Here is a 21,619-nt window from a genome sequence, read left to right on the forward strand (position 1 = left end):
GCAGTTGCGTCTCCGTTCAACCGGAGGGGGGTGTGCCCCGGCGGCCGGTCCGGGAGCCTGGGGGCAACGACTCGTACGGCGGGGGGAGTTGCCATGGGGGACGGCCGCGGGCTGGTGGCGGGTGTGGTGGGGGCGCTGGTGCGACTGGCCCGGGGCACGCCCGGCGGGCGGGGGCGGGCGGTGGCCGAGGTGGTCCGGGCCCGGTTGCGGCTGACGCCCGAGGGGGCCCGGGCGCTGTCGGCGATCGAGGCGGACCCGGACGATCCGGCGGCGCGGGCCGAACTGGCCGCGGCCGTCGCCCGGCTGCTCGCCACCGACCAGGGGTTCGCGCAGTACCTGACCACCACCGACCTCGGCGGGACGGCCGATCCGAACACCGTCCAGCTGCGGACGGACGCGAGCCCCAGCACGGTCCAACTGCGGACCGGCCCGAGCACCGTCCAGCTGCGCACCGGGGGGCCGGACGCGGAACCGGAGCCTCGCACCGTCCGGCCGGGGGCGGACCCGGACGCCCCGGCCGGCGGCCCGAGCACCGTCCAGCTGAGGGTCGACCCGGCGGCCGCCGGCGCCGCCCGGGCCCTGGCGGCCCGGCGCGGCAACGTCGCCGTCCTCACCGTCCTGGCCCTGGTCCTGATCGCCGCGCTGGTCGCACTCGGGATCAACCTCGGCTCGCGCCCGCTGCTGCAACCCACCGGGCCCGACTTCGCCCACGCCGCCCGGACCATCCGCGATCCCGCGCGGGTGCAGGGCGTGCTGCCGGACGCCGCCGCGATGCCGGGCGGCTGGCAGCAGCAGGGGGCGCCGCGTTCGGGGACGGGCAGCGGGCCGGGCGCGCCCTGTCTGCTCCCGGGCGCCTGCGACCAGCAACTCGCCTATGCGACGGTGTCGTTCAGTGCCGCGCCGCTGCCGTCCGTGCAGTTCACCGTGGTCACCTTCAGCTCCGCCGAGGCGGCCGGCCGGGCCTTCGACACCCGGCTCGACCTCCTCGACGCCCGGGGCGACGCGGCCCCGGCGGCCGTCCAGGCGGTCGGCGACCGGAGCGCCGCCCGCACCCGGGGCGACTCGACGGCGGAGACGGTGGTCCGGGTCGACTCGACGCTGCTCTACGTGCACTACGCCGGGCCGGGGGCCGCGGTGGCACTGCCCGGGCTCACCCCGTTCGCCCGGATGCTCGCCGAGCGCGCCCGGCAGGCCGAGGACGGCCGGACCCCGGACGCCGTCTTCCACGCCACCGGGGGCTGAACGCCGACGCTTCCCGGCCGCCCCGGCAAGCCCGGCCGCCCAACGAGGCACAGCCACCCCGTGAAGCCCAGCCACCCCAGGAACCCCACCCGCACCGCAGCACCCCTGCGCCCCGCAGGCCCCACCGGCCGGCGGGGCGTTCCGCTCGCCCCGCCCCGCCCCTGACCTGCGCCGACCGCCCCCGTCGCCCGAATGCATGTATCGCTCTCTTGACTGGCGTCACGAGCGCGCCATACTGGCTTCACTCCCGCTCGCCCGACGAGGTGCCGCCCATGGAGCTCTCCCCCTCGGCGCACATGGACACGTTCTGCCGAGACCATCTCCCGCCCTTCGACCAGTGGCCAGAACTCCTCTTCGAACTCCCGGAGTTGGCCTACCCCGACCGACTGAACTGCGCGTCCGCCCTGCTCGACGACACCATCGCCCGCCTGGGCCCCGACCGCCGCTGCCTGCTCACCCCCACCACCCGGTGGAGCTACGGCGAACTGCGCGACCACGCCGACCGGACAGCCCGCCTGCTCACCGAGGAACTGGGCCTGGTCCCCGGCAACCGCGTCCTGCTGCGCGGCCCCAACACCCCCTGGCTGGCCGCCTGTTGGCTCGGGGTCCTGAAAGCCGGCGGGGTGGTCGTCACCACCGTGCCGCTGCTCCGGGCGGCCGAGCTGACCGAACTGGCCCGGATCGCCCGCCCCACCCTCGCCCTGTGCGACCACCGCTTCCGCACCGAGCTCGACCTCGCCGACGCCCCCGGGCTGCGGGTCCTCTCCTTCGGCGGCCCCGGCCCCGAGGACCTCACCGCCCGCAGTGCCACCCAGCGGCCCGGCTTCACCGCCGTACCGACCGCCGCCGACGACGTCGCGCTGATCGCCTTCACCTCCGGCACCACCGGCCGGCCCAAGGCCACCCTGCACTTCCACCGGGACGTGCTGGCCAACGCCGACACCTTCTCCCGCCACCTGCTCCGCCCCACCCCCGACGACCTCTTCACCGGCACCCCGCCGTTCGGCTTCACCTTCGGCCTCGGCGGCCTGCTGGTCTTCCCGCTGCGGGCCGGCGCCGCCAGCCTGCTGCTGGAGCGGGCCACCCCCGAACAGCTCGCCGAGGAGGTCGCCCGGCACGGGGTGAGCGTGCTGTTCACCGCGCCCACCGCCTACCGGGCGATCCTGGCCGCCGGGCTCGCCGACCGGCTGTCCGGCGTACGGCGCTGCGTGTCGGCCGGCGAGCCGCTGCCCGCCGCCGTCTGGGAGGCCTTCCACGCCGCCACCGGCCGACGGCTGATCGACGGGATCGGCGCCACCGAGCTGCTGCACGTGTTCATCTCGGCCGCCGACGACGACGCCCGGCCCGGCGCCACCGGCCGCCCCGTCCCCGGCTACCGGGCGGCGATACTCGACCGGCAGGGCAACCCGGTGCCGGACGGCCAACCCGGACTGCTCGCCGTCAAGGGCCCCACCGGCTGCCGCTACCTGGACGACGAGCGCCAGCGCGAGTACGTCCGCGGCGGCTGGAACCTCACCGGCGACACCTACCTCCGCGACCGGGACGGCTACTTCCGGTACCAGGCCCGCAACGACGACATGATCGTCTCGGCGGGGTACAACATCGCCGGCCCCGAGGTGGAACAGGCCCTGGCCGCCCACCCCGCGGTCGCCGACTGCGCCGTGGTGGCCGCGCCGGACGAACGGCGCGGCACGGTGGTCAAGGCGTACGTGGTGCTGACCGGGGGCACCCCGGCCGGCGCCGGGACCGTCAAGGAGCTCCAGGAGCACGTCAAACGCACCATCGCGCCGTACAAGTACCCGCGCGCCGTCGAGTTCGTCCCCGAGCTGCCGCGCACCGCGACCGGCAAGCTGCTCCGCGCCGAGCTGCGCAGAAGGGCCGCCGTGACACACCGATCCGAGCCGGAGCCCGCCCCGGCCGCCATCACCATCGAGCGCCGGGTCGAGTGGTCGGACACCGACGCCGCCGGGCACTACCACTTCTCCGCCGTCCAGCGCTGGGCCGAGGCCGCCGAGGCGGCGCTGCTGCGCCGGCTCGGCCTGGCCGAGCTGTTCGGACGGATCCCCCGGGTGCACTTCGAGGCCGACTACCGGGAGCGTCTCTGGTTCGGGGACGTGGTCCGCACCGAGCTGCGGGTCGTCCGGGTCGGCGGCTCCTCGCTGCACTACGCCTTCGAGGTGCACGGCCCGCAGGGGCTGGCCGCCAGCGGCCGGATGTCGGTGGTGCACGCCGCGCCGCGGGTCAAGGGCGCCGAGCCCTGGCCCGACCCGGTCCGCCGGGCGCTCACCGAGGCCGGTCCGCAGCAGCCCGAGGTGGTCGCGTGACGGGCGGGCCGCAGCAGTCGACGGCCGGACAGCAGACGGGCGGGCAGCGGCCGACGGGCGGGCCGCAGCAGTCGACGGCCGGACAGCAGACGGGCGGGCAGCGGCAGCCGACGCCCGGCGGGCCGCGCCGCATCGCGGTGATCGGCGCCGGCCCCGGCGGGCTCTACTTCGCCGCCCTGGCCAAGCAGTTGGACCCCGCCCGCGAGATCACCGTGTTCGAACGGGACGGCCGGGAGGACGCGTTCGGCTTCGGCGTGGTGTTCTCCGACGAGACCCTGGACGGCATCGCCCAGGCCGACCCGAAGGTCTTCGCCGCGATCAGCGCCGAGTTCGCCCGCTGGAGCGACATCGACATCCGCTACGCCGGCCAGGTCCGCACCAGCGGCGGGCACGGCTTCGCCGCCCTGGACCGCAACCGGCTGCGCGCCGTCCTCCAGGACCGCTGCGCCGAGCTGGCGGTGGACGTGCGCTACCGCACGCCCGCCCCGCCGGCCGACCGGCTCGCCGCCGAGTACGACCTGGTGGTGGCCGCCGACGGCATCCACTCCGGCACCCGGGCCGCCCGCCCGGAGGCATTCCGCACCGAACTGGACGAGCGGCACTGCCGCTACATCTGGCTCGCCACCGACAAGGTCTTCGAGGCCTTCACCTTCATCGTCGAGGAGTTCGACTTCGGCACCGTGCAGGTGCACGCCTACCCGTACAGCGCCACCCGCTCGACCTTCATCGTCGAGATCGCCGCGGACGCCTGGCGCCGGGCGGGCTTCGAGGCCCTCGCCGCACGGGAGTTCGCGCGCGGCGAGAGCGACCTGGCGAGCGTGGAGCGCTGCGCGGAACTGCTCGCCGGGCACCTGGACGGCCACCGGCTGATCCCCAACGCCTCCCGCTGGATCCGCTTCACCACCGTCCGCAACGCCAGTTGGCGCCACGGCAACACCGTGCTGCTCGGCGACGCCGCGCACTCCGCGCACTTCTCGATCGGCTCGGGCACCAAGCTGGCCCTGGAGGACGCCCTCGCCCTGGCCGCCGCGCTGAGCGAACAGCCCACCCCGGACGGCGCGCTGGCCGCCTACGAGGCCGAGCGGCGGCCGGTGGTGGAGTCCACCCAGCGGGCCGCGCAGGCCAGCCTGGAGTGGTTCGAGACGGTGGGGCGCCGCACCGGGCGGGACCCGGACCGGTTCGCCTTCGACCTGCTCACCCGAAGCCGCCGGGTCACCTACGACAACCTGCGGGCCCGCGACCCGGAGTTCACCGCCGCCGTGGACGCCGCCACCGGCGGCTCCCCCGGGGTGCCGCCGATGTTCCGGCCGCTGAAACTCGGCGCCCTGGAGCTGCGCAACCGGATCGTGGTGCCCCCGCTGGCGACCTTCACCTCCCCCGACGGACTGCCCAGCGCCTTCGACCGGGCCCAGCTGACCGCCCACGCGCTCGGCGGCGCCGGGCTGGTGATCGCCGGGATGACGGCGGTCAGCCCCGAGGGCCGGGCCACCGACCGCTGCCCCGGGCTGTGGACCGACCGCCAGGAGGGCGCCTGGGCGGAACTGCGGCGCGCCGTCGCGGCGGTGAGCGACACCCCGGTCGGCCTCCAGCTCACCCACGCCGGCCGCCGGGGCGCCACCGCCGCGCCCGGACCGGACGGCATCGGCCGCCCGCTCGCCGACGGCTGGCCGCTGCTCGCCCCCTCGCCGCTGCCCTGGGACTCCGGCAGCGCCGTCCCGCACGAGGCGAACGACGTCCACCTGGCCGTCGTCACCGCCGACTTCGCGGCCGCCGCCGAACGCGCCGCCCGGGCCGGGTTCGACGTGCTGGAGCTCCAGTTCGGCCACGGCCACCTGCTCTCCGCCTTCCTCTCCCCGCTCACCAACCACCGCACCGACGGCTACGGCGGCCCGCTCGCCCACCGGCTGCGGCTGCCGGTCGAGGTGCTGTCCGCCGTCCGCGCCGTCTGGCCCGCCGGGCGGCCGCTGCTGGTCCGGATCTCGGCCGCCGACTGGGCCCCCGGCGGCACCACCGAGGACGAGGCGGTGGCGATCTGCCGGGCGCTGGGCGAGGCCGGGGCGGACGCGGTGGACGTCTCCACCGGCGAGGTGGTGGCGCACCAGCGGCCGCCGTACGGGCGCGGCTTCCAGACGCCCTTCGCCGAACTGGTCCGCGCCGCCACCGGCCTGCCGACCGTCGCGGTCGGCGCGATCTCCGGCCACGACGACGCCAACTCCGTCCTGCTGGCGGGCCGCGCCGACCTGGTCGCGGTCGGCCGGGCCCAGCTGCACGACCCGTTCTGGACCCTGCACGCCGCCGCCGAGCAGGCGTACACCGGCCCGGGCGCCCCCTGGCCCGCGCCCTGGCTCGCCGGGCGCCGCAGGCCGCCGGGCCCGGGCGCCGACAAGGTCGCCCCGCGCCTGCACCTGCTGCGGGAGGCCGCCCCGCCCGTCCACCGCCGCTGGCGGCCGGCTCCGGACGGGCAGTGAGGAGGACGCATGGACCTGCCGCGCTTCACCGCCGCCGCCGTCCAGGCCGCCCCGGTCTACCTGGACCCGGCCGCCACCGTGGACAAGGCCGTCGCCCTGATCCGGGAGGCGGCCGGCCGCGGCGCCGAACTCGTGGTCTTCCCCGAGGTCTTCGTGCCCGGCTACCCGTACTGGAACTGGACGATGACCCCCGTGCAGGGCTCCCCCTGGTACGAACGGCTGTACCGCGCCGCGGTGGACGTCCCCGGACCGTACGTGGACGCCCTGTGCTCGGCCGCCCGGCAGGCCGGGGTGGTGCTGGTGATCGGCGTCAACGAGCGCGGCCGGCACAGCCTCGGGGTGCTGTACAACACCCTGCTGATCATCGGCTCGGACGGCGATCTCCTCGGCGTGCACCGCAAACTGGTACCCACCTGGGCGGAGAAGCTGACCTGGACCCAGGGCGACGGCAGCTCGTTGAAGGTGCACCGCACCGCCGTCGGCCCGCTCGGCGCCCTGGCCTGCGGGGAGAACACCAACACGCTGGCCCGCTTCACCCTGCTGGCCCAGGGCGAACTCGTCCACGCCGCCGCCTACATCGCCCTGCCGGTCGGCCCCGAGGACTACGACATGGCGGAGGCGATCGCGCTGCGCGCCGCCGCCCACTGCTTCGAGGGCAAGCTGTTCACCGTGGTCTCCTGCTCGACCGTGTCGCCCGAGATGGTCGACCTGATCGCCGGCGACGACCGCCAACTGCGCAGCCAACTCGCCCGCCCGCACAGCGCGTTGTCCGGGATCTTCGGACCGGACGGCCGGGCGGTCACCGAACCGCTGGTCGACGAGGAGGGCATCGTCTACGCCGAGATCGACCTCGGCCGCTGCATCCAGCCCAAGCAGATGCACGACATCGTCGGCCACTACAACCGCTTCGACGTCTTCCGACTGCACGTGGACGACCGCCCGCTGCGGCCACTCACCTTCCCCGAGGAGGAGTCATGAGCACCGAAGGCACCTACGACGACGGCCGGATCGGCCGGGCCCGCGTCAACGACAGCCCCGAACTGCTCGCCTACTACGAGGAGTTGGCCAAGCACGAGGCCGGCGCCCTGTGGACGGTGGCGAACGAGATCGAACCCTGGTACCCGCAGCCGAAGTCCGTCCCGGTGCTCTGGCGCTACGCCGACCTGCGCCCGCTGGTCCGCAAGGCCCTCCCGCTGGTGAAGGCCGACGACGCGGGCCGCCGGGTGGTGATGCTGGTCAACCCCGGGCGCCGCGAACTCAGCGCCGCCGTCGGCCTGTTGTACACCGGCCTGCAGATCATGGGCCCCGGCGAGGCGATGACCGCGCACCGCCACCAGGCCTCCGCCCTGCGCTTCGTCCACGAGGGCACCGGCGCCTGGACGATCGTCGACGGCCAGAAGCTCCGGGTGGGCCCGCGCGACTTCGCGATCACCCCCAACAGCACCTGGCACGAGCACGGCAACGAGGCCGAGGACAACCCGGTGATCTGGCAGGACGGCCTGGACATCCCGCTGGTCAACACCCTGGACGCCAACTTCTACGAAGTCCACCCGGACCTCTACCAGCGCCCCGGCCCGGTCCCGAACTCCTCCCTGCTCAGCTACGGCGGCAACCTGCTCCCGTACGGCGTCGAGAAGTGGACCCGCCCGTACTCGCCGCTGCTCGGCTGGCCCTGGGAGCCCAGCTACCACGCGCTGTGCCGACTGGCCCGCGCCACCGAGGGATCCCCGTACGACGGCGTGATCATGGAGTACACCAACCCGGTCACCGGCGGCTCGGTGATGCCCACCATGGCCGCCCACCTCCAGCTGCTCCGCCCCGGCCAGGCCACCCGCGCCCACCGGCACACCGGCTCGGTGGTCTACACCGCCGCCAAGGGCCGAGGCGTCTCGGTGATCGCCGGGCAGCGCTTCGAGTGGCAGCAGGGCGACATCTTCGTCGTCCCGTCCTGGGCCTGGCACGAGCACGAGAACCTCGACCAAGGCGAGGACGCCTGCCTGTTCTCCTTCAACGACTTCCCGGTGATGCACTCCCTCGGCCTCTACCGCGAGGAGGCCCACCCGGCCCACGACGGGCACCAGGACACCCCCGAGCCCACCGCCCCGTAACAGGAGTCCACCCGATGCAGCTGCTGACCTTCCGCGCCGACGGCGACCCCACCCCCCGGCTCGGCGCCCGCACCGACGGCGACCGGGTCGTCGACCTGACCGCCCTGGCCACCGCCGCCGGGGCCGAACTCCCGCCCGACCTGCTGGGGTTGATCCGGGCGGGCGAACCGGCCCTGGCCACCGCCCGCGCCCTGACCGCCCGCGCCCTGACCCCTGGCGCCCTCACCGCCGGCGCGCCGACCACCCGGCCGCTCGCCGAGGTCACGCTGTGCGCCCCGCTGCGCCCCGGCAAGATCGTCGGGGTCGGCCTCAACTACGTGGAGCATGTGGCCGAGTCCCACCGCACCCTGGACACCGAGCGCGAACTCCCGGACCGCCCGGTGCTGTTCGGCAAGCCCACCACCGCCGTCACCGGCCCTGGCGGGCCGATCCTGCACAACGCCGACCTCACCAAGCAGCTCGACTGGGAGTGCGAACTCGCCGTGGTGATCGGCGAGCCCGCGTTCCGGGTGAGCGAGGCGGACGCCTGGCGGCACGTGTTCGGCTACAGCATCGTCAACGACATCAGCGCCCGCGACCAGCGCCGCAGCGGGCAGTGGTTCTTCTCCAAGGGCCAGGACAGCTACGCGCCGTTCGGCCCGGTCGTGGTCACCGCCGACGAGATCCCCGACCCGCAGCGGCTCGACCTCTCGCTGCGGGTCAACGGCGAACTGCGGCAGGACTCCAACACCCGCCACATGCTGTTCGGCATCGCCCGACTGATCGCCGACATCTCCGCCGGGATGACCCTGGAACCCGGCGACGTCATCTCCACCGGCTCCCCCTCCGGGGTCGGCGCCGGCATGGTCCCGCCGCAGTTCCTGCAGCCCGGCGACCTGGTCGAGGCCACCATCGAGCGGATCGGCACCCTCGCCAACCCCGTGATCGACGCCCGCTGAGAGGAGTCCGGCGCAGATGACCACCTACCGGATCGGCCAGATCGTCCCGAGCTCCAACGTCACCATGGAGACCGAAGTCCCGGCCCTGCTGCGGGCCCGCGAGGCGGTCGCCCCGGAACGGTTCACCTTCCACTCCAGCCGGATGCGGATGACCAGGGTCACCCCCGAGCAACTGCGCGCCATGGACGGCGAGTCCGACCGCTGCGCCGCCGAGCTCTCGGACGCCCGGGTCGACGTGATCGGCTACGCCTGCCTGGTCGCGGTGATGGCCACCGGCCCCGGCTACCACCGCGAGGCCGAGCAGCGGCTGCACCGCCGCACCGTCGAGAACGGCGCGCCCGCGCCCGTGGTGACCAGCGCCGGCGCCCTGGTCGCCGGGCTGCAGGCGCTCGGCGCGCGGAAGGTCGCGATGGTCACCCCGTACCTGCGCCCGCTGGCCGCGACGGTGGTCGACTACCTCGGCGGGGAGGGCATCGAGGTGCTCGACCACGTCGCGCTGGAGATCGCCGACAACCTCGACGTGGCCGCCCACGACCCGGCCCGGCTGCCCGGGATCGCCAAGGGCCTGGCGCACGGAGACGCGGACGCGGTGGTGCTCTCCGCCTGCGTGCAGATGCCCTCGCTGTCCGCCGTCGAGGAGGCCGAGCAGCAGCTCGGCAAGCCGGTGGTCTCGGCGGCGATCTGCACCACCCACCAGTTGCTCCGGGCGCTCGGCCTGCCCGCCGTCGCCCCCGGCGCCGGGCACCTGCTCTCCGGCGCGTACGCCTGAGCCACGCCCCGGTCACGCCCGGCCCCCACCCGCCCCGAGGCCGATCCGCACCAACCCGCCACCGGCCCGCGCCCGACCCGCGGTGCCGTCGCTATGATCACCACCAGCCGTCGGGGAGGAGGGCCCGCAGATGCCGGAGAGCACCACCCGGCCCAGCTCCCTGATCAACACCGTCTACGGAGAGTTCGTCCGCCGCCTCGGCGGCTGGATATCGATCGCCGACCTGATCGCGCTGATGGCCGAGCTGGACGTCGACGGCCCGGCCGTCCGCTCGGCCATCTCCCGCCTGAAGAAGGCCGGGACCCTGCTCCAGGAGCGCCGTTCGGGCACCGGCTACCGGCTGGCCCCGGCGATGGGCCCGGTGTTCGACGAGGGCGACCGCCGGATCTTCCACAGCCTGGAGCCCGCCGAGCTCGCCGACGGCTGGGTGGTGGCGGTCTTCTCGGTGCCGGAGTCCGAACGCGCCCACCGCCACCAGCTGCGCTCCCGGCTGAGCTGGCTCGGCTTCGGCAACGCCGCCCCCGGCGTCTGGCTGGCCCCCGCCCGGCTGCTGCCGGACGCCCGCCGGCTGCTGGAGCGCCTCGGCCTGAGCGCCTACGTCCACCTGTTCCTCTCCGCCGAGTACGCCGGCTTCGCCGAACTCCGTACGGCGGTGGCGACGTGGTGGGACCTCCCGGCGATCGAGGCGCAGTACGCGGCCTTCACCGACGCCTGGCGGCCGGTCGCCGAGCAGGTGCGCGGACGGGAGCGGATCGACCCGGTCGAGGCCTTCCGGGACTACGTGCCGATGCTCACCCAGTGGCGCCGGCTGCCGTACCTCGACCCCGGGCTGCCCGCGCCGCTGCTGCCCGAGCACTGGAACGCCGTGCCGGCCCGCGCGGTGTTCACCGAGGTGCACGGGCTGTTCGCCGAGCCGAGCCTGCGCTACGTCGAGAAGGTCACCGGACTGTCCCACCCCGAGGAGCTGCCATGACCGCCCCGGACCGCACCCCCACCCCGGACCGCACCCCCGCTCCGGCCACCAGCACCCCCGCCCCGGGCACCAGCACACCCCCCGCCGATCTGCTGATCCGCGCCGCCGCCGTGCACACCCTCGTCCCGGGCGGGGCGCCGCAGCGGGCGGTCGCCGTCACCGGCGGCCGGATCACCGCCCTCGCCGCCGAACCGAACGGCCTGGACGCCCTGGTCGGGCCGGACACCGAGGTGGTGGACGCCCCGGACACGACCGTGCTGCCCGCCTTCGACGACACCCACACCCACCTGATCCTGGCCGGGCACAGCGTCCACGGCGTCCCGGTGCACCGGGCCCGGGACCTCGACGGCTTCCTGGCGCTGATCCGCGACCGGGCCGCCCGCACCCCCGCCGGGGAGTGGATCGCCACCACCGTCAACTGGCAGGAGGTGCTGCTCGCCGAGCAACGCCTGCCGACCACCGCCGAGTTGGACGCCGTCACCGCCGACCACCCGGTGCTGGTGCGCCGCGGCGCGTACAACATGGTGCTCAACTCGGCCGCGCTGCGGCTGGCCGGGATCGACGAGTCCACCGAGGCCCCGGACGGCGGGGTGATCGAGCGGGACGCGCGGGGGCGGCTGACCGGCCGGCTGATCAACCGGGCGGTCGAGGCGGTCGAGCGGGTGCTGCCGCGGCCGACCCTCGCCGAGCGGATCGAGGGGCTGCGCGCGGCCTCCGCCGACTACGCGGCCACCGGGATCGGGACGGTGCGCGACTGCCTCGTCCCGGTCGAGGACCTCGACGTGCTGGACGCGGCCCGGGCCGCGGGGGCGCTCGCCGTCCGGGTCCGGGCCCTGGTCTCCGGCTTCGCGGCCCGCACCCCCGCCCAGGTGGACGCCCTGCTCGACCGGATGGACGGCTGGCGCGCGGACGGCCGGGACGACGCCCGACTGCGGCTGTGGGGCGTCAAGTTCGGCATCGACGGCGGCTTCGAGGCGGGCGCCCTGGAGCAGCCGTACCAGGGGCAGCCCTGCTACCACGGGCGGCTGCTCTGGGAGCCGGCCGAGCTGCTCGCCGCGGTGGAGCGGGTAGTCGGGCGCGGCTGGCGGGTGGGTGTGCACGCCTGGGGCGACCGCGGGCTGCGGGTGCTGCTGGACGTCTTCGAGCAGGTGGTGAAGCGCCACCCGGGGCTGCCGCCGGGAACGCTCGTGGTCGAGCACGGCGGACTGGCCCGGGCCGACCAGCGGGCCCGGGCGGTGGCGCTGGGCATCCCGGTGACGGTGCAGCACCCGCTGCTGCACGACGGCGCGCTCACCCAGCAGCGGGCCTGGGGCGAGGAGCGCACCGCCGCGCTGTTCCCGCTGCGCGAGTGGCTGGACGAGGGAGCGCAGCTGTCGGCCGGATCGGACTTCCCGGTCGGCCCGTACGGCGCGATGGTGTCGGTGTGGGGCATGACGACCCGCGGCACCACGGCCGGGGTGGTCGGCCCCGAGCATGCGATCGGACGGGCCGAGGCGATCGCGCTGCACACCGTGAACGCCGCCCGGCTGACCGGCGAGGAGGCCGAGCGGGGCAGCCTGCGGCCGGGGGCGCTCGCCGACCTGACGCTGTGGCCGGTCGACCCGCTGCACTGCCCGACGGCGGACCTGCGCGGGCTGCTGCCGCTCCGTACGGTGATCGGGGGCCGAACCGTGCACGGGGGATGACGGCCCGACCGTGCACGGCAGTTGATGGGCCGTCAGGCCGCGATGAGCTCCCGCAGGTCGATGTCGCCGCGGTGCAGGGCGCGCAGGTCATCGTGCAGGGTGGACGGCGGGACGACGAGCACGCCGCCGCGCGCGTGGTCGAGGCAGTGGCGGGCGACCGAGCCGCGCAGCAGTCGGCGCAGGCGGCCACGCAGCGAGCCGTGCCGGCCGGCGCTGATCACCAGCAGGTCGCCGGGCCGGTCGGCCAGTGCGGTCAGCACCGGGCCGGGCTCGCCGCGCATCACCAGCGGCTGCACCGGCAGGCCGATCGGCAGACCGCCGAAGGCCTGGCCGAGGGCGCTCTCCAGCCGGGCCCCGGCGGCGTCCTGCCAGGCGCGGAGCAGCGGCGGGCAGGGCCGGGCGCGGTAGCTGCGCTCGCCGCCGACCGGGGTCCAGGCCAGCACCGGGACGAGGACGGCCCCTCGGGCCCGGGCCTCCTCCGCCGCCCGGTGCAGGGCGGTCAGGCTGTGCAGGGAACCGCTGACTCCGACGATGACGCGGGCGCCGTCCGACATGATCCTTCGCTTTCCGATGTGAAGCCTATCCAGTGTCTGCGATTATGCTGCCACACCGTCGCGCAGACCTACAAATCAAAGGCATTCACTGAATATCGCCTTGCAATCGACCCGACTGGGCGCCCGAGCCGGCCCGGTCCAGGTAATTCGAGCGCCTGTTCGAATCACGGCGTACGCTGGCCCCATGCCCGGCACCGTCCACCTCCAGCCCTCGCTGTTCGAAGAAGCCGCCGACCCCCGGCTCGGCCCGCTCGACGGCGTCCAGCGCCTGCTCCTCGGCGACGGCGCCTGGCTGGACGTGCTGCCGGGCTGGCTGCACGGCGCCGACCGGCTGTTCGACCAGCTGGCCGCCGACGTCCCCTGGCGGGCCGAACGGCGGGAGATGTACGAGCGCACCGTCGACGTCCCCCGGTTGCTCGCCTCCTACGGCGCCGACGCCGAACCGCCGCACCCCGTCCTCGGCCTGGCCCGGACGGCGCTGAGCCGGCACTACGCGGCGGAGCTGGGCGAGCCCTTCCGCACCCTCGGGCTCTGCTACTACCGGGACGGCCGGGACAGCGTGGCCTGGCACGGCGACCGGATCGGGCGCGGCGCCCGGGAGGACACCATGGTGGCGATCCTCTCCGTGGGCGAGCCTCGCGTCCTCGCCCTGCGGCCCCGGTACGGCGGCGGCGCCGTCGTCCGCCGGCCGCTCGGCCACGGGGACCTGGTGGTGATGGGCGGCTCCTGCCAGCGCACCTGGGAGCACGCGATCCCGAAGACCGCCCGCCCGGTCGGCCCGCGGATCAGCATCCAGTTCCGCCCGTACGGGGTCGCCTGAGGGCCACCCCCTCGCTCATCAGTCCTTGACCGCGCCGGCCAGCCCGGACACCAGCCTGCGCTGCACCGCGATGAAGAACACCAGCACCGGCACCGTCATCAGCGTGGACGCCGCCATGATCCCGCCCCAGTCGTTCTCGTCCGGCTTGAAGAACACCAGCAGTGCGGAGGGCAGCGTCTGGTTCTGGCTGGCGCTGATGATGAAGGTCTTCGCGAAGACGAAGTCGTTCCACGCCGCGATGAAGGAGAACACGCTGGTCGCGGCCAGACCCGGGGCCACCAGCGGCAGCAGGATCCGCCACAGGATGCGGGTCCGGCTCGCCCCGTCGATCTGCGCGGCCTCCTCGATCGAGACCGGCACGGCCGCGACGAAGCCGCGCATCATCCAGATCCCGAACGGCAGCGAGAACGCCAGCTGCACCAGCACCAGCGAGGCCAGGGTGTTCAGGCCGACGCCCGGCGCGAACCGGCCGGCATCGCGGAACATGAAGAACAGCGGGATGGTCAGCGCCTCGACCGGGATCATCTGGGCGATCAGGAACATCACCATGATCGTGGTGCGGAACCGGAACCTGAACCGGGTCACCGCCACGGCGGCCAGGAAGACCACCACCGCCGACAGCACCACCACCGACAGCGCGACCACCAGGCTGTTGACGAAGTACCGGCCGAAGCCGTCCACGCTGAGCACCTGCCGGAAGCTGTCCAGCGTCGGGTGGGCGGTCCACGGCCTCGGGTCCAGCGACTGCACCTCGCCCTTGGGCTTGAAGGCCGAGAGCACCATCCAGAAGATCGGGAAGGCGGTGACCACCGCCAGCACCACGGCACCACTGTTCGCCGCGAGCCGCCACCGGCCGCGGGGGTTGCGCAGGGCGTTCACAGCTCGTTCCCCGTCCGTCGCAGGCTGCGGATGTACAGGACCGTCGGGACCACCAGGATCAGCAGCATGATCACGCCGATCGCCGCGCCCAGCCCGTACTGCGAGGAGGCGAAGGCCTTCTGGTACGCGTACACGTTGAGCACCAGGTTCTGGCCGGCGATGCCGCCGCCCTCGGTCATCACGTAGATCTGGGTGAAGACCTTGAAGTCCCAGATCACCGACTGGATCACCACGATGGTCAGGATCGGCCGCAGCATCGGCGCGGTGATCCGGCGGAAGGTGGTCCAGGTGCCGGCGCCGTCCAGGGCGGCGGCCTCCATGACCTCCTCCGGGATGGCCCGGATGCCCGCGTAGAGGGTGACCATGACGAACGGGTAGGAGTGCCACACCACCACGGCGCCGACGATCAGGAACGCCGTCCACTTGTCGTAGAACCAGTTGAACTCGTGGAAGCCGCTCAGCCCGAGCCGCACCAGGGTGTGGTTGACCAGCCCGAGGTTGGTGTCGAACAGGAAGCTCCACACCGTCGAACCGGTCATCGCGGGCGCCGCCCAGGCGGCCATCGCCGCCGTGGTCAGCACCAGCCGCGGCCAGCGGCCGACCCTGGTCAGCAGCACCGCGAGGGTCGCGCCGACGGCCAGGGTGGCGACCACGCAGAAGGCGGCGAAGCCGACGGTCTGCACCAGCACCGTCCAGAACTGGCCGTCCTCCAGGATCTTCGTGTAGTTGCCGAGGCCGACGAAGGAGGTCGGGACACCGCCGGAGGCCTGGGCCTGCCCGAAGTCCAGTACGGACAACAGCCCGAGCTGGTAGATCGGGTAGGCCACCAGCGGGACCAGGATGACCGCGGCCGGCAGGAGCAGCAGCAGCGGGGGCCGGCGGCGCCGGCCGCCCGGGGGTGCGGCCGGCGCCCTGCCCCCACGGCGCCGCTGCGGGGAGGCCGGCGCCGACGGGGCGGTCGTGGTGGATGCGGACACGTGCGGGACCTGCTCTCTGCTCGGCGGGTCAGTGCGCGGCGAAGGCCGAATTGATCTGCGCCGCGGCGTCGGCGGAGGCCTTGGCCACGTCCGCCTTGCCCGTGACCACCTGCTGCAGCATGGTCGGGATCACCGCCTGGGCGTCGATCTGCGCCCACGCCTGGTCCAGCGGCACGAAGCGGGTGCCGGCGGCGATGGTGTCGGTGAACGGCTTGAGGAAGGCGTCCTTCGCCCCGACCTCGGCGCTGACCGACTTGAGCGTCGGCAGGTTGCCCATCGCGTCGTACATCTGCGCCTGGTAGGCCGGGCTCGCCAGCAGCTTCGCGAACTCCACCGCCAGCGTGCGGTGCTTGGCCGCCTTCATCACCCCGAGGTTGTTGCCGCCCGCGAAGGCGGGGGCGATCGAGCCGGCCTTCTCCCCGGGCAGCGGCACCACGCCGTACTTGCCCTTGACCGCGCCCGCCTCCACCTTGCCGCGGTTGGAGTTGACCAGGATCGCCATCGCCGACTTCCCGGCCGCGAACAGGTCGACGGTCTTGCCGCCGGTCAGGTCCGCGCACTGCTGGGCGGGGCAGCCGTCCGGGCCGAACAGGTCGGTGTAGCGCTTGATCCCGGCCTGCGCGGCGGGCGAGTCGATGGCGGCCTTGAAGGCCGTGCCGTTCTTGGCCGCGATGTCGCCGCCCGCGTCCCAGACGAAGGGCAGCGCGCCGAAGGTGTACTTGCCGCCGACCGCGATGCCGAAGGTGTCCGGGTGCGCGGCGTGGATCTTCGCACCGGCCGCGACCAGTTCGGCGTACGAGGCGGGCGGGTTGAGCCCGGCCTCGGTGAACAGGTCGGTGCGGTAGTACAGGGCGCGCACGCCGACCCACCACGGCAGGCCGTAGGTCTTGCCGTCGACCACCGCCGTCCCCGCGATCGCCGGGTCGAGGTCGCCCTTGGACTGCCACGCGTCCAACTCGGCGCCGATCTCGGCCAGTCCGCCGGCGGCGACGTAGCCGGGCAGGTCGGTGTTGCCGAACTCGACCAGGTCGGGGGCGCTGTTGGGGTCGTTGAAGGCGCCCTTCATCTTGGCGGCGCGGGCCGAGGCGTCGGTGTCGATGTAGCCGACCTTCACCGTGACGCCCTGGTGGGAGGCCTGGAACTCGTTGACGGCCTTGGCCACCACGGCCTCCTTGGCCGCGTTGCCCGCCTCGTTGTACAGCCACACCTGGAGGGTGCCGGTGCGGTCGTCGGCCTTGTCGCCGGCCGGCGCCGCGGTGCCCGGGGCGCAGGCGGTGGCGGCGAGGCAGCAGGCGGCGAGCGCGACGGCCGCAGCGGCCCGACTGGTGAGTCGCATGGGTGGAGACCTCCCCTCCCGACAGCTGCCGCCGAGACGCTCCCCGCCGGGGGACGGGCGCGTCGAAGCAGGCCCTGACCGGGGCCGATGGTGGGTGAAGTGGTGGGGGTGACGGCAGGGCGCAGCGCCTCGGGTGGGCGACGCCGCCTGCTCGATGGCAGGGACGTTAGGCGTGGGCGATCGGGCCCAACAAGAGGTGGTTCACGAAGTTTTGCACTGCACAACGTTGTATCGAGGATGCGCCGACCCGGGCCCGAAGGGGTACGTTCTGACCACCCCCGCCGACGTGCGGGGACCACGCCAGCAGAACCCGGACCAGGGAACGGACCCATGACGGAGACGTCGCCCCAGCAGCCCACGACGACGGCCGCGCCCGCGTCGAAGCCCACGACCGAGCGCAACCAGTCCTCCTCGCTGCGCCGCGCACTCGCCGTCCTCGGCCACGTCCGCGACCACGGCGACGGGCGCGGCGTGCCGCTCGCCCAACTCGCCGACGCCCTGGGCCTCAACAAGAGCACCGTGCTCCGGCTGGCCGGCCCGCTGCTCGACGAGCACCTGCTCGAACGGGACCGCGAGACCGGCTGGTTCCGCCTCGGCCACGGCTCGCTCCGGCTCGGCCAGGCCTACCTGACCACCCTCGACCTGCGCAGCGTCGCCGCCGAACACCTGCGCCGGCTCCAGCGCGAGGCCGGCGAGACCGTCCACCTGACCGTCTGGCAGGCACCCGGGATCGTCTACCTGGACAAGGTCGAGGACGAGACCAACGTCCGGATGGCCTCCCGGGTCGGCAGCCGGGCGCCCGCCTACTGCACCGCCACCGGAAAGGCGATCCTCGCCTGGCTGCCCGAGGAGGCGGTCACCGAGGTGGTCGCGGCCGGCCTGCGCCCGGTCACCGCCTGGACCATCGCGGACGAGACCCGGCTGCGCGCCGACCTCGCCCGGATCCGCGCCCGCGGCTACTCGATCGACGACCGGGAGAACGAACCCGAGGTGCGCTGCGTGGCCGCGCCGATCTTCGACCACACCGGCGAGGTCACGGCGGCCCTGTCCGTCTCCGGCCTCACCTCCCGGATGACGGCCGCCCGGGTCCGCGCCCTCGGCCCGGTCGTCGCCCAGGCCGGCCTGCGGATCTCCCGCGAACTGGGCTCCGACCGCCAGCCGTCCTGAACTCCCGCTCCCCGCAGGTGGAAACGCGGACGGAAACGCGGACGGGGCCCGGCACCCGTGAAGGTGCCGGACCCCGTCCGAACCGTGGAGCGCCAGGCCCGGATCGCACGGACTCTTCCTACTGAAAGTAGGACGTGCTCTGGTAGCACCGCTGACGCCTGACGAGAGATCATCTCCCTCGCGACAGGAAGTACAGTAGCAGCTCCGTGACCACCCATCGAATCGGAGGCGAACCCGGCATGACGACCGCGCGACCGGAGGCCGTTCCGTACGCGGACGGACGGCTGTTGGACGTCCACCGCCCCGCCGCCACCGACTCCGGGCCCGCCCCCGTCGTCCTGCTCTGGCACGGCTCGGGCCCCGACGAGCGCGACGTGCTGCACACCCTCGCCCAGGAGGCCGCCGGGCTCGGCCTGCTGGTCCTCGTCCCGGACTGGCGCTCCGACCGGGCGGACGGCGGCCGCGCCGACCTGCTCGCCTCGCTGGCCTTCGCCCGGCGCAACGCGGCGGCGTACGGCGGGGATCCGGACCGCTTCGTGCTCGCCGGCTGGTCGCTCGGCGGCCGGGAGGCCGTGGCGGTGGCCACCCACCCGGACACCCCGGCCGAGCTGCGCCCCATTGCCGCCGTCGGCATCGCCTCCGCGTACGGCCGCCCGGCGGCCACCACCGGGGACGTCCCGCTCGACCACCTCGCGGCGGGCCCGTCCCCGGTGCCGGTCCTGCTGGTGCTGGGCACCACGGACGAGGTGGTACCCGGCTGGCTGACCCATCAGCTGCACGCGGTCGTGCCGACCGCCGAACTGCTCGAACTCCCCACCGACCACGCCGGCGTGGTGATGACCACCTACGACCCCGGGGCCGACCGCTGCCTGCCCGCCACCGACCCCGCCACCCTGGCGGCCGGCCGGCGGACCGCCGCACTCCTCGCCCGGGCGGCCGGGCTCCGATAGGGGCGGGCGCCGCCCAACGCCTCTACTCCGCAGGCCAGTTGACTGCCTAGTTGCCCGCCACCAGGTCCCGCAGGCCGTAGCCGCGCTCCAGCGCCTCCAGGTCCCGCTGGAGGGGCGGGCGCGGCACGGTGAGCACCGGGCAGGCCGCGTGCCGGACGCAGTAGGCGGTGACGGACGGCCGGATCAGCCGGGAGAGGCAGCCCCGCTCCCGTCCGGCGCCGAGCACCAGGACGTCGCCCGGCCGGTCCGCGCAGCGCAGCAGCGTGTGGGCGGTCTCGCCGCGCACGGCCTGGCAGCGCAGCCGGGCTCCGGCGTACCGCCCGGCGAAGGCCTCGTCGAGCGCCTGCCGCAGCCGGGTGACGGCCGCGTCCCGGCCGGCGCCCACCACCGGCGGGCAGACCGAGCGGCGGTAGCCGAGCTCCTCCCCCGGCGGGGTCCAGCACAGCACCGCGAGCACCTCGGCGTCCGTCCGCCGGGCCTCGGCCACCGCGTGGTGCAGGGCCGCGAGGCTGCCGAGCGACCCGCTGACGCCGACCACGATCCGGCCGTCGCCCGCACCCGTGTCCGTCATCGCCCGCCCCGCCTCTCCGTCCGCGCCGCCGCCCCCGGGCGGATCACCCCAGCTAACCGGCGCACCCGAGCCCGCCCGCACCCGTTGACACGGTCCTGACGCCCCACCCGGCGTTCCGTACGCGTCCCTGATGCCGACAGGAGGGCAGGGGAGGCGGGGGAAGGGCGGGGGCGGTCAGGCCTCCGGGGCCCCGGCCTCCCACAGGTCCGCGAACATCCGGTCCAGGTGCTCCTCGCCGATCGGCGGGACCGGCAGCGGGTGGGCGGCCCGCGCGCGGAAGCCGTCCAGCAGCAGGGCGAGGTACCGGCGCCAGAGGTCGGGGCGCAGCTCGGTGGCGGCGGGCAGGGCGCGGCAGAGCGGGCCGAGCAGGAAGAGCAGGTCCATGGTGACCACGTCGCGCCGCATGGTGCCCTGCTCCTGGGCGCGGGCGATCAGGGCGCCGACGGTGGCGGCGTGCCCGCGGCTGATCTCGATCATGCCGGGGATGACCGGGATGGCCTGGGTGACCAGGTCGTTGATGCCGCGGTCGGCGGCGACGAGGGCGAAGATCCGCTCGAAGTAGCCCTCCAGACCGGTCCAGGCGTCCTCGGCGGCGAGCGCCTCCCGCCCGGCTTCGGCGAGTCCGGTCCCGGCGTCCGCGAAGACCTCGGCGATCAGCGCCTCGCGGGTCGGGAAGTGCCGGTAGAGGGTGGCGTTGCCGACGCCGGCCTCCTTGGCGATCTGGTCCAGCGGGACGTCGAGGCCGTGCCGGGAGAACATCTCGCGGGCGGCGGCGAGCAGCTGGTCCCGGTTGCGCTGCGCGTCGCGCCGGAGCCGTCCCGGGGGGTTCGCGCTGCTCGGTGCCATGGGCAGACCCTAGCAACCGCACGGCCGCCGGGTGTTCACCGGCACGACGGCCGGTCCGGTCCGCGCCCGCCCTGCAACTACCCTACGGGGGCGAGGAGAAGAGCGGCCCGAGCGGCCGCGGACCACGGGGGCGGCATGGCGACGGTGACGGAACTCCGGTACTACCCGGTGAAGGGCTGCGCCGGGGTGCGCACGGAGCGGGCGGAGGTGACCGCGGCGGGGCTCGCCCACGACCGGGAGTTCATGGTGGTGGACCAGGACGGCGTGTTCCGCTCCCAGCGGCGGGATCCGCTGCTGGCGACCGTCCGCCCGGCGGTGGCGGAGGGCGGCGCCCGGCTGGCGCTGGCCGCGCCCGGGGTGGCGCCGGTGGCCTTCGCCGTGGACACCGCGGGCCCGCGCCGCAAGGTCGAGCTGTTCGGCGTGCCGTACCCGGCCGTCGACCAGGGCGAGGAGGTCGCCGCCTGGCTGTCCCGGGTGCTGGGCGCGCCCAGCCGGCTGGTCCGGGTGCCACCGGAGCACGACCGGGCGACCGACGGGCTGACCCCGGGGACCTCGGGCTTCGCCGACAGCAGCGCGATGCACCTGCTCTCCCGGGCGACCTTGGACGACTTCAACGCGCGCACCGGCGAGGGCGTCGCCCCGCTGCCGGTGGAGCGGTTCCGCCCGAACCTGGTGGTGGACGGCTGGCCGGAGCCGCACACCGAGGACCTGCTGCGCCGCTTCCGCGTCGGCGGCGCCGAATTCGGCTACACCAAGCTGGCGATCCGCTGCGCGGTGACGCTGGTGGACCAGTCGACCGGCGCCAAGGCGGGCCCGGAGCCGCTGCGCACCCTGGCGCGGTACCGCCGGGCGGCGGTCGGCGGGGTGGCCCTCGGCAGCAAGTTCGCCGTACTGCGCCCGGGCACCGTGCGGGTGGGGGACGAGCTGGCGGTGGACGACTGGGGGCCGTCCGAGCTGTGACGCGGGTCCCGGGTGCACCGGGGGCGCGCCGGGCGGGACCGCCCGCGCCCGC

General features: G+C 74.7%; 18 protein-coding genes and 2 pseudogenes. 14 read left to right on the forward strand and 6 right to left on the reverse strand.

Translation table 11 applies throughout. From position 1 onward, the window contains the following. Positions 1-93 precede the first annotated feature (93 nt). The 10 genes and pseudogenes from ACFWXO_RS27475 (at position 94) to ACFWXO_RS27520 (ending at position 12,507) form a co-directional block, all read left to right on the forward strand. Positions 94-1,242: a hypothetical protein gene (locus ACFWXO_RS27475; RefSeq protein ID WP_380526792.1), complete on the forward strand. Its 1,149-nt coding sequence runs from the start codon at positions 94-96 to the stop codon at positions 1,240-1,242. Between the two features lie 272 nt (positions 1,243-1,514). Further along, a pseudogene (locus ACFWXO_RS27480) lies at positions 1,515-3,122 on the forward strand (AMP-binding protein); the annotation flags it as partial. Positions 3,123-3,221: 99 nt separating this feature from the next. Beyond that, positions 3,222-3,566: pseudogene (locus ACFWXO_RS27485) on the forward strand (acyl-CoA thioesterase); the annotation flags it as partial. Between the two features lie 137 nt (positions 3,567-3,703). Further along, the gene (locus ACFWXO_RS27490; RefSeq protein WP_380526816.1) at positions 3,704-6,034 is read left to right on the forward strand and encodes an FAD-dependent monooxygenase; all 2,331 of its coding nucleotides are present in this window, start codon (positions 3,704-3,706) and stop codon (positions 6,032-6,034) included. Positions 6,035-6,043: 9 nt separating this feature from the next. Continuing rightward, positions 6,044-7,012, forward strand: a complete 969-nt coding sequence (locus ACFWXO_RS27495; RefSeq protein ID WP_380526794.1) for a carbon-nitrogen hydrolase family protein — start codon at positions 6,044-6,046, stop codon at positions 7,010-7,012. Continuing rightward, positions 7,009-8,142: a cupin domain-containing protein gene (locus ACFWXO_RS27500; RefSeq protein ID WP_380526796.1), complete on the forward strand. Its 1,134-nt coding sequence runs from the start codon at positions 7,009-7,011 to the stop codon at positions 8,140-8,142. The genes ACFWXO_RS27495 and ACFWXO_RS27500 overlap by 4 nt, the downstream gene beginning before the upstream one ends. 14 nt (positions 8,143-8,156) lie before the next feature. After that, positions 8,157-9,080 carry a fumarylacetoacetate hydrolase family protein gene (locus tag ACFWXO_RS27505; RefSeq protein ID WP_380526798.1) on the forward strand — a complete coding sequence of 308 codons (924 nt, stop codon included), beginning with the start codon at positions 8,157-8,159 and terminating at the stop codon, positions 9,078-9,080. 16 nt (positions 9,081-9,096) lie between these two features. After that, on the forward strand, positions 9,097-9,849 hold the full coding sequence (locus ACFWXO_RS27510) for an Asp/Glu racemase (protein ID WP_375885842.1): 753 nt from the start codon (positions 9,097-9,099) through the stop codon (positions 9,847-9,849). A gap of 130 nt (positions 9,850-9,979) precedes the next feature. Next, a complete protein-coding gene (locus ACFWXO_RS27515) occupies positions 9,980-10,822 on the forward strand; it encodes a PaaX family transcriptional regulator C-terminal domain-containing protein (protein WP_375885840.1) in 843 nt (280 codons plus the stop codon). Beyond that, positions 10,819-12,507, forward strand: a complete 1,689-nt coding sequence (locus ACFWXO_RS27520) for an amidohydrolase (RefSeq protein WP_380526800.1) — start codon at positions 10,819-10,821, stop codon at positions 12,505-12,507. Before ACFWXO_RS27515 ends, ACFWXO_RS27520 begins: the two co-directional genes overlap by 4 nt. Before the next feature lie 32 nt (positions 12,508-12,539). On the opposite strand, the gene ACFWXO_RS27525 is transcribed toward ACFWXO_RS27520, so the two are convergent. After that, complete coding sequence (locus tag ACFWXO_RS27525; RefSeq protein WP_380526802.1) at positions 12,540-13,061, reverse strand: universal stress protein; 522 nt, start codon at positions 13,059-13,061, stop codon at positions 12,540-12,542. 184 nt (positions 13,062-13,245) lie between these two features. On the opposite strand from ACFWXO_RS27525, the gene ACFWXO_RS27530 reads away from it, so the two are divergent. Next, a complete protein-coding gene (locus ACFWXO_RS27530) occupies positions 13,246-13,881 on the forward strand; it encodes an alpha-ketoglutarate-dependent dioxygenase AlkB (protein ID WP_380526804.1) in 636 nt (211 codons plus the stop codon). A gap of 18 nt (positions 13,882-13,899) precedes the next feature. Here the strand turns inward: ACFWXO_RS27530 and ACFWXO_RS27535 are convergent, their stop codons facing one another. Genes ACFWXO_RS27535 through ACFWXO_RS27545 form a run of 3 tightly spaced genes read right to left on the reverse strand, consistent with a single transcriptional unit; the run spans position 13,900 to position 17,073 of the window. Then, positions 13,900-14,751: a carbohydrate ABC transporter permease gene (locus ACFWXO_RS27535; protein ID WP_380396156.1), complete on the reverse strand. Its 852-nt coding sequence runs from the start codon at positions 14,749-14,751 to the stop codon at positions 13,900-13,902. 5 nt (positions 14,752-14,756) lie between these two features. After that, entirely contained in the window at positions 14,757-15,737 is a 981-nt protein-coding gene (locus ACFWXO_RS27540; protein WP_380526806.1) for a carbohydrate ABC transporter permease, read from the reverse strand. A 28-nt stretch (positions 15,738-15,765) separates the two neighbouring features. Then, positions 15,766-17,073, reverse strand: coding sequence for an extracellular solute-binding protein (locus ACFWXO_RS27545; RefSeq protein ID WP_380526808.1), 1,308 nt, complete (start codon positions 17,071-17,073; stop codon positions 15,766-15,768). Between the two features lie 330 nt (positions 17,074-17,403). Here ACFWXO_RS27545 and ACFWXO_RS27550 point away from each other — a divergent pair, with 330 nt between their 5' ends. After that, the gene (locus ACFWXO_RS27550; protein ID WP_375885829.1) at positions 17,404-18,240 is read left to right on the forward strand and encodes an IclR family transcriptional regulator; all 837 of its coding nucleotides are present in this window, start codon (positions 17,404-17,406) and stop codon (positions 18,238-18,240) included. A 239-nt stretch (positions 18,241-18,479) separates the two neighbouring features. Beyond that, on the forward strand, positions 18,480-19,190 hold the full coding sequence (locus ACFWXO_RS27555; RefSeq protein WP_380526810.1) for an alpha/beta hydrolase: 711 nt from the start codon (positions 18,480-18,482) through the stop codon (positions 19,188-19,190). A 46-nt stretch (positions 19,191-19,236) separates the two neighbouring features. Here ACFWXO_RS27555 and ACFWXO_RS27560 read toward each other — a convergent pair whose 3' ends face one another. Further along, positions 19,237-19,761, reverse strand: coding sequence for a universal stress protein (locus tag ACFWXO_RS27560; protein ID WP_375885827.1), 525 nt, complete (start codon positions 19,759-19,761; stop codon positions 19,237-19,239). A 174-nt stretch (positions 19,762-19,935) separates the two neighbouring features. Beyond that, a complete protein-coding gene (locus ACFWXO_RS27565; RefSeq protein ID WP_375885825.1) occupies positions 19,936-20,607 on the reverse strand; it encodes a TetR/AcrR family transcriptional regulator in 672 nt (223 codons plus the stop codon). Positions 20,608-20,742: 135 nt separating this feature from the next. Between ACFWXO_RS27565 and ACFWXO_RS27570 the strand changes: the two genes are divergently transcribed. Next, positions 20,743-21,567, forward strand: a complete 825-nt coding sequence (locus ACFWXO_RS27570) for an MOSC domain-containing protein (protein ID WP_375885823.1) — start codon at positions 20,743-20,745, stop codon at positions 21,565-21,567. The last annotated feature ends 52 nt before the right edge of the window (positions 21,568-21,619 follow it).

This window comes from Kitasatospora sp. NPDC059088 (assembly GCF_042738155.1).
Taxonomy (GTDB): domain Bacteria; phylum Actinomycetota; class Actinomycetes; order Streptomycetales; family Streptomycetaceae; genus Kitasatospora.